This window comes from Aquisphaera insulae (assembly GCF_011064615.1).
Taxonomy (GTDB): Bacteria; Planctomycetota; Planctomycetia; order Isosphaerales; family Isosphaeraceae; genus Aquisphaera; species Aquisphaera insulae.
This window is the reverse complement of the sequence record NZ_JAALJH010000010.1, coordinates 81,168-95,451: the sequence shown is the minus strand read 5'-3', so window position 1 is coordinate 95,451 and position 14,284 is coordinate 81,168. Positions and strand designations below refer to the sequence as shown.

General features: G+C 68.8%; 13 protein-coding genes. 9 read left to right on the top strand and 4 right to left on the bottom strand.

What is annotated here, in order from left to right; translation table 11 throughout:
• The first annotated feature begins 234 nt into the window (after positions 1-234).
• The 5 genes from G6O54_RS08555 to G6O54_RS08535 all read left to right on the top strand — a co-directional run bounded on the left by G6O54_RS08555 (position 235) and on the right by G6O54_RS08535 (position 6,480).
• Positions 235-2,604, top strand: a complete 2,370-nt coding sequence (locus G6O54_RS08555) for an exopolysaccharide transport family protein (protein WP_165223239.1) — start codon at positions 235-237, stop codon at positions 2,602-2,604.
• Between the two features lie 131 nt (positions 2,605-2,735).
• The gene (locus G6O54_RS08550; protein ID WP_165223236.1) at positions 2,736-3,764 is read left to right on the top strand and encodes an exosortase/archaeosortase family protein; all 1,029 of its coding nucleotides are present in this window, start codon (positions 2,736-2,738) and stop codon (positions 3,762-3,764) included.
• The gene (locus G6O54_RS08545) at positions 3,761-4,552 is read left to right on the top strand and encodes a WecB/TagA/CpsF family glycosyltransferase (protein ID WP_165223233.1); all 792 of its coding nucleotides are present in this window, start codon (positions 3,761-3,763) and stop codon (positions 4,550-4,552) included. Before G6O54_RS08550 ends, G6O54_RS08545 begins: the two co-directional genes overlap by 4 nt.
• The gene (locus G6O54_RS08540; protein ID WP_165223230.1) at positions 4,549-5,145 is read left to right on the top strand and encodes an HAD-IIIA family hydrolase; all 597 of its coding nucleotides are present in this window, start codon (positions 4,549-4,551) and stop codon (positions 5,143-5,145) included. Before G6O54_RS08545 ends, G6O54_RS08540 begins: the two co-directional genes overlap by 4 nt.
• A gap of 123 nt (positions 5,146-5,268) precedes the next feature.
• Positions 5,269-6,480, top strand: a complete 1,212-nt coding sequence (locus G6O54_RS08535) for a glycosyltransferase (RefSeq protein ID WP_165223386.1) — start codon at positions 5,269-5,271, stop codon at positions 6,478-6,480.
• Between the two features lie 55 nt (positions 6,481-6,535).
• On the opposite strand, the gene G6O54_RS08530 is transcribed toward G6O54_RS08535, so the two are convergent.
• From G6O54_RS08530 to rfbF, 4 genes are read right to left on the bottom strand one after another with little or no spacing between them, the layout of a single operon-like run.
• Positions 6,536-7,486 carry an NAD-dependent epimerase/dehydratase family protein gene (locus G6O54_RS08530; RefSeq protein WP_165223227.1) on the bottom strand — a complete coding sequence of 317 codons (951 nt, stop codon included), beginning with the start codon at positions 7,484-7,486 and terminating at the stop codon, positions 6,536-6,538.
• 21 nt (positions 7,487-7,507) lie between these two features.
• Positions 7,508-8,056, bottom strand: a complete 549-nt coding sequence (gene rfbC, locus G6O54_RS08525) for a dTDP-4-dehydrorhamnose 3,5-epimerase (RefSeq protein WP_165223224.1) — start codon at positions 8,054-8,056, stop codon at positions 7,508-7,510.
• A gap of 12 nt (positions 8,057-8,068) precedes the next feature.
• The gene (locus tag G6O54_RS08520) at positions 8,069-9,067 is read right to left on the bottom strand and encodes an NAD-dependent epimerase/dehydratase family protein (protein WP_165223221.1); all 999 of its coding nucleotides are present in this window, start codon (positions 9,065-9,067) and stop codon (positions 8,069-8,071) included.
• A 46-nt stretch (positions 9,068-9,113) separates the two neighbouring features.
• Positions 9,114-9,914, bottom strand: a complete 801-nt coding sequence (rfbF, locus tag G6O54_RS08515; RefSeq protein ID WP_165223383.1) for a glucose-1-phosphate cytidylyltransferase — start codon at positions 9,912-9,914, stop codon at positions 9,114-9,116.
• Between the two features lie 458 nt (positions 9,915-10,372).
• Between rfbF and G6O54_RS08510 the strand changes: the two genes are divergently transcribed.
• The 4 genes from G6O54_RS08510 to G6O54_RS08495 all read left to right on the top strand — a co-directional run bounded on the left by G6O54_RS08510 (position 10,373) and on the right by G6O54_RS08495 (position 14,271).
• Positions 10,373-11,386, top strand: coding sequence for a glycosyltransferase family 2 protein (locus tag G6O54_RS08510; protein ID WP_165223218.1), 1,014 nt, complete (start codon positions 10,373-10,375; stop codon positions 11,384-11,386).
• A 38-nt stretch (positions 11,387-11,424) separates the two neighbouring features.
• Complete coding sequence (locus G6O54_RS08505; protein ID WP_165223215.1) at positions 11,425-12,063, top strand: serine O-acetyltransferase; 639 nt, start codon at positions 11,425-11,427, stop codon at positions 12,061-12,063.
• The gene (locus G6O54_RS08500) at positions 12,060-13,133 is read left to right on the top strand and encodes a glycosyltransferase family 2 protein (protein WP_165223212.1); all 1,074 of its coding nucleotides are present in this window, start codon (positions 12,060-12,062) and stop codon (positions 13,131-13,133) included. The genes G6O54_RS08505 and G6O54_RS08500 overlap by 4 nt, the downstream gene beginning before the upstream one ends.
• 220 nt (positions 13,134-13,353) lie before the next feature.
• Positions 13,354-14,271 carry an ABC transporter permease gene (locus G6O54_RS08495; protein ID WP_165223209.1) on the top strand — a complete coding sequence of 306 codons (918 nt, stop codon included), beginning with the start codon at positions 13,354-13,356 and terminating at the stop codon, positions 14,269-14,271.
• The last annotated feature ends 13 nt before the right edge of the window (positions 14,272-14,284 follow it).

Here is a 14,284-nt window from a genome sequence, read left to right as displayed (position 1 = left end):
TGCGCCGACCGTGGGGCGATGATGTCGATAGGCATCCCGGCGGGATCTGGAAGTCCGATCCGCCTCCAGAGGCATTGACTTTCGCGGAACCAGGTTGTGAAGCTAGGGGACTTCCGCGGCGAGAGAGCACGGCGCCAGTGAGTCAGGGCGACGGCGAGCGGGCCGGCGGCCCCCCCGACGAGAAGAGATGGGCGGATCGCCTCGATTACTCAACCCCACCGAGTAGAGCCCACGATGAACACCCCCGACAGGATCGACGCGAATTTGCCCGCCCGGCAGCCCGCCCCCGCGAGGCCCCCGGCCCAGGTCATCGCGCCCCGCGAGATCGACGCAATCCCCGTCGCCTCCTCGTCGTCCGCGATCGACGGCCAGCAGCTCCTCCGTGGCCTGGGCCGCAACTGGTGGCGCATCCTCCTGGTCTGGATCATCGTCTCGGCACCGCTGGTCTACCTGATCTACTCGCTCGTCGAGCCGACCTATCAGGCCACGAGCCTGGTGGAGGTGCAATCCAACCAGAACGACCCGTTCGTCCCGGTGAGCAATCAGACCCTGAGCGGCTCGGAGCCGGCATGGCTCAAGACCCAGCTCATCTCGGTCACCAGCGACCCCGTCCTGGACGCGGCCTTCATCGTGGATCCCGCGATCGCCAAGTTCTCGATGTTCGCCGACTCCAAGGATCAGCTCATCGATCTCCGCCGGAAGCTCGATGTGGCGATCATCCCCAACACCACGTTCATCCGGATCTCGCTGGAGTCCACCAACCCGGACGAGGCGGCCAAGGTCGTCAACGCGGTGGCGAACGCCTACAAGCTCACGACCCAGCCGGACCCGTCCCAGGTCATCCCGCCGAAGATCACCAGCTTGCAACGGAAAACCGCCAAGGACGAGGTCGAGGCCCTGCAGGAGTATCGGAAGACCGCGATCGACCCGCAGATCAAGCGCCGGCAGGATGACCTGCTCAAGCTGGCCCAAAAAGGGGGCATCACGGTCAAGAAGGAGTCCAGCGCCAAGGGGGATACGCCCGGCGAGGCCCAGCCGAGTTTCGACAAGGCGGCAATGACGGAGTTCCAGAGCGCCCACGAGAAACTCCTGGACACGAATTTCGACCTCATCGAGGCGGAGGCGAGGCTCGCCGCCATGCAGGCCCAGGCGTCCGCGACGCCGGACGTGGTGCCCCCGGCCGGCGAGGAGACGGCCAAGGTGACGAAGGCCCAGATCGACGACGAGTTCCTGAGGGATCCCGAAGTCATCGCCGTGCGCAACCAGATCAAGGAGGTGGAGGACGAGTACGAGCACGTCCGGAAGGTCGCCAAGAGGGCGAGCGATCCGGCCTTGAAGGCGACCCTGGCTCGCCTCGATGCCCTCAAGAAGCAATACGAGGACATGTGGCCCTCGAAGAGCGAGCAGATCCGGCAGCGGCTGCAGCTCGTCACGACGAGCGGCACGGCGCCGCCGCAGCGGGGCGAATCGATGCAGGAGCTGGTCCAGAAGATCGCCGAGCTGAAGACCAAGGCGGAGATGCTCACGAAGCTGAGCGCGAAATACGAGATCAAGCAGACCGTCTCGAACAGCGACGCGGTCCAGGCCACGTTCTACCAGACCGAGCTGGCGAACTTCACCTCGGCCGCCCAGCAGATCGAGCGGCGGATCCTCCAGTTGCAGTTCACCCAGGACAAGGCGGCCGTGACGATCCCCCGAATCGACCCCGCCAGGGCGCCGAAGGAGACCTTCAATAACAAGCGGCTGAAGTTCATGGCGATCCTCCCGGTGGTCGTCCTCGGGGCGGTCCTGGGCCTCTTCCTGCTGCTCGAGATCCGCGCTGAGCGGGTGGCGAACCCCGACGCGCTGTCGAGCCGGGTCCAGTCCGAGGTCTACGCCCTGCCGCCGATCCCCAAGCAGCGGGCGATCGGGCGGTCGGGGAGCGACGACCAGATCGACCGCTTCATCCAGCGGCTGGATCACCTGCGGTTCGCCGTCTGCGGCGACCACCACGAGGCGGAGATGGGGCGTTGCGTGCTGGTCACCAGCGCCGTCGGCGGTGAGGGCAAGACGACCCTCGCCGCCCAACTGGCGGCCCGGTGCGGCAACGCCGGGATCTCGACGCTCCTGATCGACGCCGACCTCCGCCGCGCGGCCCTCTGCCCGCTCCTGGATGTCCCGGAAGGCCCGGGCCTGAGCGACGCGCTCCAGGGGGACGCCAAGGTCGAAGAGCTGGTCATCCCGGTGCAGGGAGGGACCTTCCATCTCCTGTCCGCGGGGACGCCAACGCCGGACGCGAGCCGGATCGTCCAGGGCCGGAATTTCCCCATGATCATCGCCCAGCTCCGCCAGACCTACGAGATGATCATCATCGACTCTCCCCCGATCCTGCCGGTCCCCGACGCCCTGGCCCTGGGTCGCTGGACCGACGGCGCCCTCCTGGCCACCCGGTTCGAGGTCAGCCGGTCCCCCCAGGTGGAGAGGGCTCGCCGCCAGCTCGACAACGCGGGCATCCCCGTGCTGGGCACCGTCATCAACGGCCTTCGCACGTCGGATTCCTACTACGGACGCTACACGTACAACCGCCAGAGGACCCCGCAGGCCGACCCGGCCGAGACGATCTAGACTTGCCTTGAGGACGATCGGAGAGTGTGCGTCGAGGCCGACGAACGGGTCGAGCCGACGCGTCCGATGTGGGCCCGGTCCATGGCCGCAAGCTCATCGCCCTCCGCCGGATGACGTCCAGGAGCCCAGCCTTGCCCCACCTCCCCTCTCTCAACGCCGATGCCATGACCCCGACCTCGAGGCTCGCCCCGCTCCAGCGCCTCCGGGCCGCCGAGCCCCGGCTCATCGCCGCGGCCGTCGGGCTCGCGAGCCTCACCTGGGCCTACTGGCCGAATCTCCAGGGCCTGTACGACGTCTGGACCACCGAGCCGAATTACTCCCACGGCATACTCGTGATCCCCATCGCCCTGCTCATCGGCTGGCAGCGGATGGGCGAGACGAAGGAGGAGCGGGCCGGCGAGACGGTCGGGTACGGCCCCTGGTGGAGCTGGGCGCTGCTGGCATCGACGCTCGCGGTGCGAGCCGCCGCCTACGAGAAGAACTCCCAGTGGGTCGAGACGGTGACCTTGATCCCCGCGGTCGCCTCCCTGCTGCTCATCATCGGCGGCTGGCCCCTGCTGAGGCGACTCTGGCCGGCCGTGGCCTTCCTCTTGTTCATGCTCCCGCTGCCCAGGACGGTCAATCAGTTCATCACGATGCCGCTCCAGCGGCTCGCCACCATGGGGAGCGTCTTCATCATGCTCCTCACCGGCCTGCTCGTGAAGGCGGACGGGAACATCATCCACGTCCCCGATGCGCCGCCCCAGTCCCGGACCCTCGAGGTCGCCCAGGCTTGCAACGGCCTGTCCATGCTGATGACCCTGGCGGCCACCGTCACGGCGACGGTCATCCTCTTCCCGATGCCCAACTGGAAGCGGATCGTGATCCTCGCCAGCGCCTTGCCCATCGCCCTCATCAGCAACATCATCCGGATCGTGGCGACGGGGTGGTGCTACTACCTGACGACCGGGGAATCGGCCCACAGGATCGCGCACGACTGGGCCGGCTACCTGATGATGCCGACCGCCTTGATCCTGGTCGGCCTGGAGCTCCTGATCCTCACCTGGCTGTCCGGGGGCGAGGAGGCGGAGGCCGAGCAACCGCGCCCGGTCTTCGCGATCATCCCGCCGGCCCAGGACTTCGCGGGCGTCAAGAAAAAAGGGCGGGAACCGGAGATATGACGCAAGTCGGGGGCATCAAGGAGCCGGTCTGGGTGTGGGGGATCCCATATACGCCCCTGACCTACGCGGAGACGCTGGAGACCATCCGCGGCCTGATCGAGGAGGGGAAGCCTTCCTACTTCATCACGGCCAACACCCATTACGCGATGCTGACGCGGGACAACCCGGACCTGCGCGAGATCAATGCTCGCGCCGCCTTCATCCTGGCGGACGGGGCGCCGGTGGTCTGGGCCTCGCGGCGAGGCCCGTCCCCCTTGCCGGAGCGGGTCGCCGGGGCCGACCTGGTCTTCACGCTCTGCGAGATCGCGGCCCGCGAGGGCTTCCGCGTCTTCCTCGCCGGGGCCGCCCCGGGGGTCGCCGAGGTGGCCGCCGGCAACCTCCGGCAGCGCTACCCGGGGCTGATCGTCGACACCGCCTGCCCGCCCCGGTTCCAGGACCAGTCGGATGAGGAATACCAGGACCTGAAGGCCAGGATCGTCGCCGCCAGGCCCCACCTGCTCTTCCTCGCCGCCACCCAGCCCCAGGGCGAGCGCTGGCTCTTCAAGAACGTGGAGGACCTGGGGATACCCGTCATCGGCGTGCCCGTCGGATCGACCGTGGACATCGCCGCCGGCCGGCTCGGCAGGGCACCCCTCTGGATGCAGAAGGTGGGCCTGGAGTGGTTCTACCGGCTCGTGAGCGAGCCCCGGAAGCTCCTCACCCGCTACGTCCGCAACGGCCGCTTCATCGCCGGCACGCTCCTGCGACGGCCGGATCGCCCGGCCCCCCCGCCGGAGAGGACGCCGTGACGACCCCTCAGGGCCCCGCCGCAGGCGAGAGCCGCTCGCGCCCGGCGGTCTTCCTCGACCGGGACGGCACGCTGATCGAGCATGTCTCCTACCTGTCCGACCCGAGCCTCGTCCGGCTCCTCCCGGGCGCGGCGGCCGCCCTGGCGAGGCTTCGCCGCGCCGGCTTCGTCGCCGTGCTCGCGACCAACCAATCCGCCGTCGGCCGCGGGATGATCACCGAGGGACGGCTGCACGAGATCCACGCCGAGCTGGAGCGGCAGCTCGATCGCGAGGGGACGGCCCTGGACGCGATCTACTATTGCCCCGACGCGCCCCCCGGCGAGGACCAGGCCATGACGACGACGTCGCGGCGCAAGCCCGGGGCGGGTATGCTGCTGGAGGCCGCCGCGGCGTTGAACCTGGACCTCGGCGGCTCGTGGATGGTCGGCGACCTGATCTCCGACGTCCTGGCGGGCCTGAACGCCGGCTGCCGCACCATCCTCCTCGCCCCCGACGCGACGGGCGAGCGGCCGGACCGTGCCCCCTACCTGACGGCCCCGGACCTCGCCGCCGCCGCCGACCTGATCCTCGAACTCCACGCCGACATACGCTGATGGTCGACCGGCCGAAGGCGACCGATACCGGCCCCGGGGAATCAAGACCAAGTGAAAGAGCCGCAAACCTCCGCCGTGGACGAGCGATCGCCCCGGGTCGCCTACCTGGTCCCCATCTACCCGATGAACAGCCAGAGCTTCATCCGCCGCGAGCTGGCGGAGGTGGAAGCCCGGGGGATCGACGTGCTCCGCCACACCCTCAGGCGGTGGGACGACACGATCGTCGACCCCCTCGACCAGGCCGAGAGTCGCAAGACCAGGGTCGTCCTCGACGCCGGGGCCCTCGGCATGCTGCGGGCCATGCTGGCCTCCGCGATCTCTCGGCCGCGGGCCTTCTGGAGTACCCTGGCCCTGGCGGTCCGGCTCGGCCGCCGGGCGGGCAGCGCCGGCCGCGGGATCATCCGGCACCTGATCTACTTCGCCGAGGCCTGCTCCCTGGTCGACTCCTTTCGAGAGGCGGGCATCGATCACGTCCACGCCCACTTCGGGACCAACTCGACCACCGTCGCCGCCCTCTGCCGGGGGCTCGGCGGCCCCCCCTACAGCTTCACCGTGCACGGCCCCGAGGAATTCGACGCCCCCCTGGGCCTGGGGCTGGACGAGAAGGTCCGGCGGGCGAAGTTCGTGGCCGCGATCAGCGAGTACGGCCGGAGCCAGGTGCGCCGCTGGGTCTCCTATGACCAGTGGCCGAAGATCCGAATCGTCCGCTGCGGCCTGGATCCCATGTTCCTGGAGACCGATCCCGGCCCGATCCCCGACGCGCGTCGAATCGTCTGCGTCGGGCGGCTCGTCGAGCAGAAGGGACACCTGACCCTGATCGAGGCCGCCGCCCGGCTCCACGCCGAAGGGGTCGAGTTCGAATTGATCCTGGTGGGGGACGGCCCGCTCCGCGGCGAGATCGAACGGCTGATCGCCGCGAACCGGATGGAGGGGCGGGTCCGGCTGACGGGCTGGCAGAGCACCGCCACGATTCGCGACCTGATCCGCGACTGTCGCGCCACGGTCCTCTCGAGCTTCGCGGAGGGGCTGCCCGTGGTCATCATGGAATCCCTGGCGCTGCGGCGGCCCGTCATCAGCACCTACGTCGCCGGCATCCCGGAGCTGGTCGAGCCCGGCGTGACCGGATGGCTCGTCCCGGCGAGTTCCGCGGAGGCCCTCGCCGAGGCCCTCCGCGAGGCGCTCGACGCCCCCGTCGAGGAGCTCGAGCGGATGGGAGCCGCCGGCGCGGCCCGCGTCGCACAGCGGCACAGGGCCTCGACCGAGGCCGGCAAGCTCGTGGCGCTCTTCCGGGGCGAGGAGGCGGTCGGGGAGCCCCTGTCCCCCGTCACGGCCTGATCTTCGGCTGGGCGCTGCTCCGGCCGGAGCCGCGCCCTACCGGCCTCAGGAAGCCCTAGCGAGCCCCCGCCTCGGCGTGGGCTTTCAGATAGTAGTCGGCCATCTCGTCCCAGGCCCCGGCGTCATCCCAGCCCAGGGCGTCGACGTCGACGATGTCGGTGTTGACGCGGACCCGGGGCTCCGGGAACTCGGCCTGCTTCGCCAGGGTCACCGCGCAGGGGAGCTTCAGCCGCGGTCGCATCTCCTGGGCCATCCGGACCGTGAAGGCCCCCTGGCTCTCGGCGTAGCCGATCGGGCCGAGGCGGGTGAATCCGGGGGCCGCGGGGAGCCGGCCGGCGAAATCGGCGTACGCCTTGGCGAGCAGCGAGACGTGGATGTTGTCGCGGACGTAGGACGGCTGGGAGCAGGATGCCTCCTTCCCGGCCAGCCAGTTCTTCATCAGGTAGCCGGTGAACCGCGGTTCCTCGTACGGCCCGAACGGGTTGGGGATCACGAACTTGCCGAGGCCGAATCCGTCGCGCTGGGCGTAGAACTGGAACGCCTGCGCGGTCAGGGCCTTGGACAGCCCGTAGGGCGAGAAGTTGGGCAGGCCCTGGGAGCCGGCCCCCTCGCCCCCTTCGAACACGCTGCCCGTGAGGAGGATCCGCCTGCAGCCGACGTCGGCGAGCGCCCGGAGGACCTTCGGGAGGTTGTGGGTGTTGTTCTTGACCGCCCCGATCGCGTCGAAGTCGGGGCTCTTGTAGTTCGTGACGTCGGCCGCGTGATGGCAGAGCAGGTCCCAGCCCCCCTCGGCGACCAGGGACAGGAACGCGTCGTCGCCGAACGAGCAGCCGTGGACGGGGCGGCAGAGCCCGGACGCGATCGCCACGCGCTGACGCCGCGGCGAGTCGTCGTATCCGGCCGCCGACTTGCGGAAGAGGGCCGCGACCTCATGGCCGGCGGCGGCCAGCTCGCGGAGGAACCAGTACCCCGTGAACGAGCTGCCGCCGGTGAACAGGATCTTCATGACGTGTGCTCCGGTCGCCGGTCAGGCGGAGAGGTGCCAGGCCGGATCGAAGTCGCGCTGGTTGGCGTCCTTGTCGGAGAGGACGGCCGGCGCGATCGGCCATTCGAGGGCGAACTTCGGGTCGTTCCAGCGGACGCCCCGCTCGACCTCGGGGCCGTAGAACTCGTCGACGAAGTAGAACGCCTCGGTGTCGTCGGCCAGGGTGATGAAGCCGTGGGCGAAGCCCTTGGGGACGTACATGACCCGGCGATTCTCGGCGGTCAGCTCGGCCCCGAAGCTCTTGCCGAAGGTCGGCGAGTCCTTGCGGAGGTCGAGGATCAGGTCGTAGAGCGCGCCGCGGATGCAGCGGACCACCTTGGTCTCGGCCTTGGGGGCGAGCTGGTAGTGCATCCCTCGCAGCGTCCCCTTCTGGGCGCTCAGCGAGTTGTTGACCTGGACGAAGTGAGTGGCCAGCCCGTGGGCGCCGAACTCCTTCTCGCAGAAGGCCCGCGCGAAGAAGCCGCGATCGTCGCCCCGCTTCTCCAGGTCGATGACGAACGCGCCCGCGAGGGGGGTCTCGGTGAAGATCATGGTGCTTTCGCCTTATCCGAGCAGGTTGAACCGATGCTTGAGCGTCCGCAGGCGGACGAACTGGTCGCCTTCGAAGTCCTTCTTGCCGAAGCCGTGCTCGACCATCTTGCGGTGCAGCTCCTCCATGCCCGAGGCCAGGTTGTACTGGAGCTTGAAGTCGGGGAGGAGCGAGTAGAGGAGGTCGAAGTTGACGCGATAGTTGCGGGGGTCGGCGCCGACCTCGCCGGTGTAGGTGATCTTGGCGGAGGGGATCAGCCGCTGGACCTGGTTGCCGACGTCGCGGACCTGGTAGTTCTCGGAGTTGGCGCCGACGTTGATGGCCTTGTTGTGGACCGCGTCCTTGGGGGCCTCGGCCATGGCGACGAAGGCGCGGGCGATGTCGCGGCAGTGGATCAGGGGGCGCCAGGGGGAGCCGTCGGACTGGATCCGGATCTCGCCGTAGGACAGGGCCGAGCCCAGGAGGTTGTTGACCACGAGGTCGATCCGGAGCATCGGCGAGTGGCCGTAGGCCGTCGAGTTGCGGAGGAAGACCGGGGTGAAGGCGTCGTCGGCCAGCTCGGAGACGGCCACCTCGGTGTCGATCTTGGACTTGGCGTAGGCCGTGAGCGGGTTGAGGGGATCCCCCTCGTCCAGGTCGAGCTTCTCCCCCTGCCCGTAGACCGAGCAGCTGCCGGCGAACAGGTAGCGAGGGACGCCGGCCTGCTTGGCGATCTTCGCCAGCCGGATCGACGCGTCGCGGTTGATGTCGAAGGTGATCTGGGCGTTCAGGTCGCCCATCGGGTCGTTCGAGATCGCCGCGAGGTGCATGACGGCGTCGCAACCGTCGAGGTCGGCCGGCTCGAGCTGGCGGACGTCCTTGTTGAGGTGGCGGTCGGGCTTGACCAGGGGCTCCCAGCCGCAGCCCTCGAAGAGGCCGATGTCGGCGCCGACGACGGAGTGGCCGGCCTGCTTGAGGACGTCGACCAGGTGAGATCCGATGTAGCCCTGATGGCCGGTGACGAAGACTTTCATGGGGTGGGGTCGCGGGGGGTTGAGAAGCGGGAAGTTCGCACGCCGATCAGACGGCCCAGGGTGCATCCCCCGAGGCCCAGAGCTTGTTCAACTGCTCGAGGTCGCGCTGGGTGTCCATGCACGCCCAGAAGCCCCGGTGCTTGAACATGCTGAGCTGGCCGTCCCGGGCGAGCTTGATCAGGGGGTCGCGCTCCAGGACGCAGCCCTCGTCGGGCGAGAGATAGGGGAGGAATTCGCGCTCGAAGAAGAAGTAGCCGCCGTTGATCCAGTTGTCGACGAAGTCGGGCTTCTCGCTGAACTCCTGGACCTGGGCGCCGTCCACCTTCAGCTCGCCGAACCGGGACGGGGGGTTCACCCCCAGGACGGTCCCCATGCGGCCCTGATCGAGGTGGAACCTGAACTCGGCGGCGAGGTCGGCGTCGGTCACGCCGTCGCCGTAGGTGACCGCGAACCGGCGGGCGTCGCCCAGGTACTTCGCGGCCGCCCGCTGGACCCTCGCCCCGGTCATCGTCAGCTCGCCGGTGTAGGCGAGGGTGACCTCCCAGTGCTCCTCATGGTCGATCGAATGCACCGTCAGGTTGTTTTCCTTCAACCCGACGGTGAAGTCGCTGTTCATCGAGGCGTAGTTAAGGAAATACGATTTAATGACTTCAGATTTGTAGCCGAGGCAGAGGATGAAGCGGTGGAATCCGTGGTGGGAGTAGGTCCGCATGATGTGCCAGAGGATCGGCCGGTGGCCCACGGGGACCATGGGCTTGGGGCGGACCTCGGTCTCCTCGCGCAATCGCGTGCCGAGGCCGCCGCAGAGGACGAAGACGGGGACATCCGTTGGATTCGCTGGCACCATCACCCCCCTGCCGCTGGCTCGAGGCCGCGTCGGGACCTCGGAGTATTCCCGATGACTCATCGGATCTTCATCGCCGGCACAACTCGCCCGGCCCGCCGTAGTATAGAATAGCTCGGATCGATTTGACAAATGCGCCGGGGCGTATTTCGATCCCGCCGCGGCGAGTTGAAAAGACGCAACGGGCCTAACATTACATTGACAGGCGAGCGGCCGGGAGGGACCATTGGATTGGGAAAGCTCAGCCCGAGAGAAGTTCCTGTACCCTCCCAATCTGATGGCCTTCGCGACCCCGGCGGGGTTCGCGGTGCCGGGCATCTCCCCGGCTCTTCGGCGATCAAGCCTCGTCCACGATCAACGGTAGCCCTCGCCCGGATCGGCGGGCGCGTCGTCCAATCCCCACCGGATCCGCGGTGGCTCGCCGGAGCCCCGAGCGAGATGTCCCCCAGGTTGCCCGATTCATGAAGCTATTCGTGGTGGTGCTCTGCTACAAGGTCCCCGACCTGACGATCGATTGCCTGAGGTCGCTCGAGCCGGAGATCCGAAGGACGCCCGGGATCCGCGTCGGCGTCTGCGAGAACGGCACGGGGGCCGACGCGGCCGATCGGCTCGCGGCGGCCATCGAGGAGAACGGATGGGGCTCGTGGTGCGACCTCACGGTCACCCATCCGAACCTCGGCTTCTGCGCGGGGAACAACCTGCTGATCCGCCCCGAGCTGGATTCGGACGACCCGCCGGAGTATGTACTCCTCCTCAACGCCGACACGCTCGTCCGCGAGGGGGCGCTGGCGGCGCTGATCGATTTCATGGATGGGCATCCCCGGGCCGGGATCGCGGGGAGCCGGCTGATCTCCCCCGACGGCAGCGACCAGGGCTCCCCGTTCCGGTTCCAGGGGATCCGCTCGGAGCTGGATCGGGGGATGAAGCTGGGGCTGGCGACCCGGCTCATGGGGACCGGGCCGTTGCCGAAGTCGCCGGAGCCGACCCGCGTCGACTGGGTCGCCGGCGCCAGCATGATCCTCCGCACCGAAATGCTCAGGCAGGTCGGCGTGCTCGACGACGGCCTTTACACATACTTCGATGACATCGACCTGTGTTTGCGGGCGAAGCGGGCCGGCTGGGAGACCTGGCAGGTGCCGGGGAGCGTGGTCGTCCACCTGGAGGGGGCCTCGACGGGCATCTCCCACGACGTCGCGGTCGTCACGAAGCGCCGGCCTGCGTACTGGTTCGAGGCGCGGCGGCGGTTCTTCCTCAAGAACCACGGCGGGCTCTACACGGCGATGGCCGACGCCGCCCTGCTGCTCGGGCTGGTGGCCTGGCGGATCCGCAACTCGATCCAGCGGAAGCCGGACACCGACCCGCGGCATCTGCTGTCGGACTCGTGGCGCCACAGCGTCTTCCGCACGGGCTTCGAGTTGAAGGACGTGGAGAATCCGGCGCTGAAGTCCGAAGCTACCGCGGCCGCCTCGAGGTGAGGCCGTCCGCCGTCGATCCCTCGCGAGACCACCACCCGATGTCGCCGATCGTCGATCCCGCAACCCGCGACCCCGCCCCGGCCGAGGCCGAGGCCGACGAGGGCCTCCCCCCCCTGCCCCGCGGGGACCGGGACCTCAACCCGCCCGGCATCGGCCTGATGGCGCTGCTGCGAGAGGACCTCCGCACCTATGAAGGCCACTTCATGGATCCGGGGTTCTGGGCCGTCGCCGTCCATCGCTTCGGCAACTGGCGGATGGGCTTCCGGTCCCGCCTGGTCCGCGCGCCGCTGACCCTGTGCTTCCGGCTCCTCGCCTACCTGGCCGAGCTCGTCGGCGGGATCCACCTGCCGTACACGGTCCGGCTGGGCCGGAGGGTCCGGATCTGGCACCACGGCGGCATCGTCCTGCACGCCCGGTCCATCGGCGACGACGTCCAGATCCGCCACTGCACGACGTTCGGCGTGGCGACCACCGACAGGCTCCGGGCCATCCCGACGATCGAGGATCGGGTCGACATCGGCTGCGGCGCGTGCGTGCTGGGCAATGTGAGGGTGGGCCACGACAGCCGGATCGGGGCCAACGCCGTGGTCCTCGCCGACGTCCCGCCCCACGCCACGGCCGTGGGGATCCCGGCCCGGATCATCGCCCGGACTTCGCCGGGGGGAGGAGAGGCATGAGCGTCATCGGCGTCGTGGCCATAGGCCGCAACGAGGGGGAGCGGCTCGCCCGCTGCCTGAGCTCCGTCGCGGGCCGGGGACTGACCGTCGTCTACGTCGACTCCGGCTCCTCCGACGGCAGCGTCGAGCGGGCCCGCTCCGCCGGCGCGGAGGTGGTGGAGCTGGACATGTCCCGGCCGTTCACCGCGGCCCGGGCCCGCGACGAGGGCCTCGAGCGGCTCGTCCGGACGGACCCCGAGGCGCGATTCGTCCAGTTCATCGACGGCGACTGCGAGGTGTGCGAGGGGTGGCTGGACCGCGCCATGGAGGCCCTCGAGCAGTCCCCGGGCGTCGCGGTCGCCTGCGGGCGTCGCCGCGAACGCTTCCCCCGGGCCACGGTCTACAACCACCTGGCCGACATGGAATGGGACACGCCGATCGGCGAGGCCGGGGCGTGCGGCGGCGACGCCATGATGAGGGTGGATGCGTTCCGCGAGGTCGACGGCTACGACCCGTCGATCATCGCGGGAGAGGAGCCGGAGCTCTGCCTGCGGCTGAGGAGGAAGGGATGGAAGGTCCTCCGCCTCGACGCCGACATGACGATCCATGACATGGACATGACGCGATTCGGGCAATGGTGGAAGCGTTCGGTGCGGGCCGGCCACGCCTACGCGGAGGGCTCGGCCATGCACGGCGGCGGGCCGGAGCGGCATTTCGTCCGCGAGACCCGCAGCGCGGCCTTCTGGGGCCTCCTGGTCCCGGCGGCGGCTCTCGGCCTGGCCTGGCCGACGTGGGGCCTGAGCCTGGCGCTGCTGGCCGGCTATCCGCTCCTCTATCTCAGGACGCGGCGCTACTATGCGAGCCGCCGGGGCTGGCCGGCGGCGGACGCCGGCCGGAATGCGGCCTGGATCGTCCTGGCCAAGTTCCCCCAGGCCCTGGGCGTCTGCCGGTACTGGCTGGGCCGCCTCTCCGGCCGGCGCAGCGCGGTGATCGAGCATCGCTCCCCCGCGCCCGCGGACCCCCTCGCCGCGCCAGGGGACCGCCCCGCTTCGGGGCCTGTCGCGATTGCACGGAAACAAGAGATTTGCTGAACTGGGAGTCGCGAAACGACCGCCATGAGACCAGCCGGCCCATCCAACGATCGCACCTCCTGCCCCCACTCGAGCCGCCGGATTCGCCGTGTGGCGCCGGAGGACGAAGGGCGACGACGATTCGGACGCCCGACGCGGGCCCTTTGAACCCACCCTTGCGTACGACCGTCACCCCGGCGCCTCAACCTTACCCTGGAAAGCCATGATTGAAGCCAAGACCATGCCATCGCAGCAACGGAGCGACGACGACGCGAACCTCGACGAGGGTCCGGAAACTCCCCAGGCCGTCGGCGAGGCTCACGAATCTCCCGAGATCGTCCTCCGTGCCCGAACCGGCTGGATCGCCATCGACTGGGAGGAGATGTATGCCTTCCGCGAACTCTTCTTCTTCCTGATCTGGCGGGACATCTCGGCGCGATACAAGCAGACCGTCCTGGGCAGCGCCTGGGCCGTGCTCCAGCCGCTGATCATGATGCTGGTCTTCTGCTTCCTGGCGTTCATCCTGAAGATCCCCACGCCGGAGGTTAACGGTAAGCAGCTCCCCTATCCCGTGTTCGTCTTCGCCGGCCTGATCCCCTGGATGCTCTTCTCGCAGGGGATGCCCGCGGCGGCCCTGAGCCTCCTCACCAATCAGCACCTGCTGACGAAGGTCTATTTCCCGCGGCTCTTCCTGCCCCTGACCGCGGCCACGGTCTACCTGGTCGACATGGCGTACGCGACGGGGATCTACGCGGTCATCCTGACGATCTACCGGATCCCGCCGGCCTGGACGATCGTCTTCCTCCCGCTGCTGATCCTGGTGACCCTGATCGGGACGCTGGGCATCGGCACCATCCTGGCGTCGCTCACGCTCTTCTACCGCGATTTCCGCCACATCATCCCCTTCCTCGTCCAGTTCATGATGTACGCGACGCCGGTCTTCTACGCGGCCCCGGACATGTCGAAGCACCGCTGGTTTGGATATCTCCTGTCGCTCAATCCCATGTACGGCATCATCGACGCGTACAGGGCCGTCATCCTCGGGGCCCCGCTGAACGCGACGTACCTGCTGATCTCGTCGATCTCGGGGCTGGCGCTGTTGGTGTTCGGGCTCTTCTACTTCCGCCGGACCGAGCGCCGTTTCGCCGACTTCGCCTGAGGCCGCACCGCGT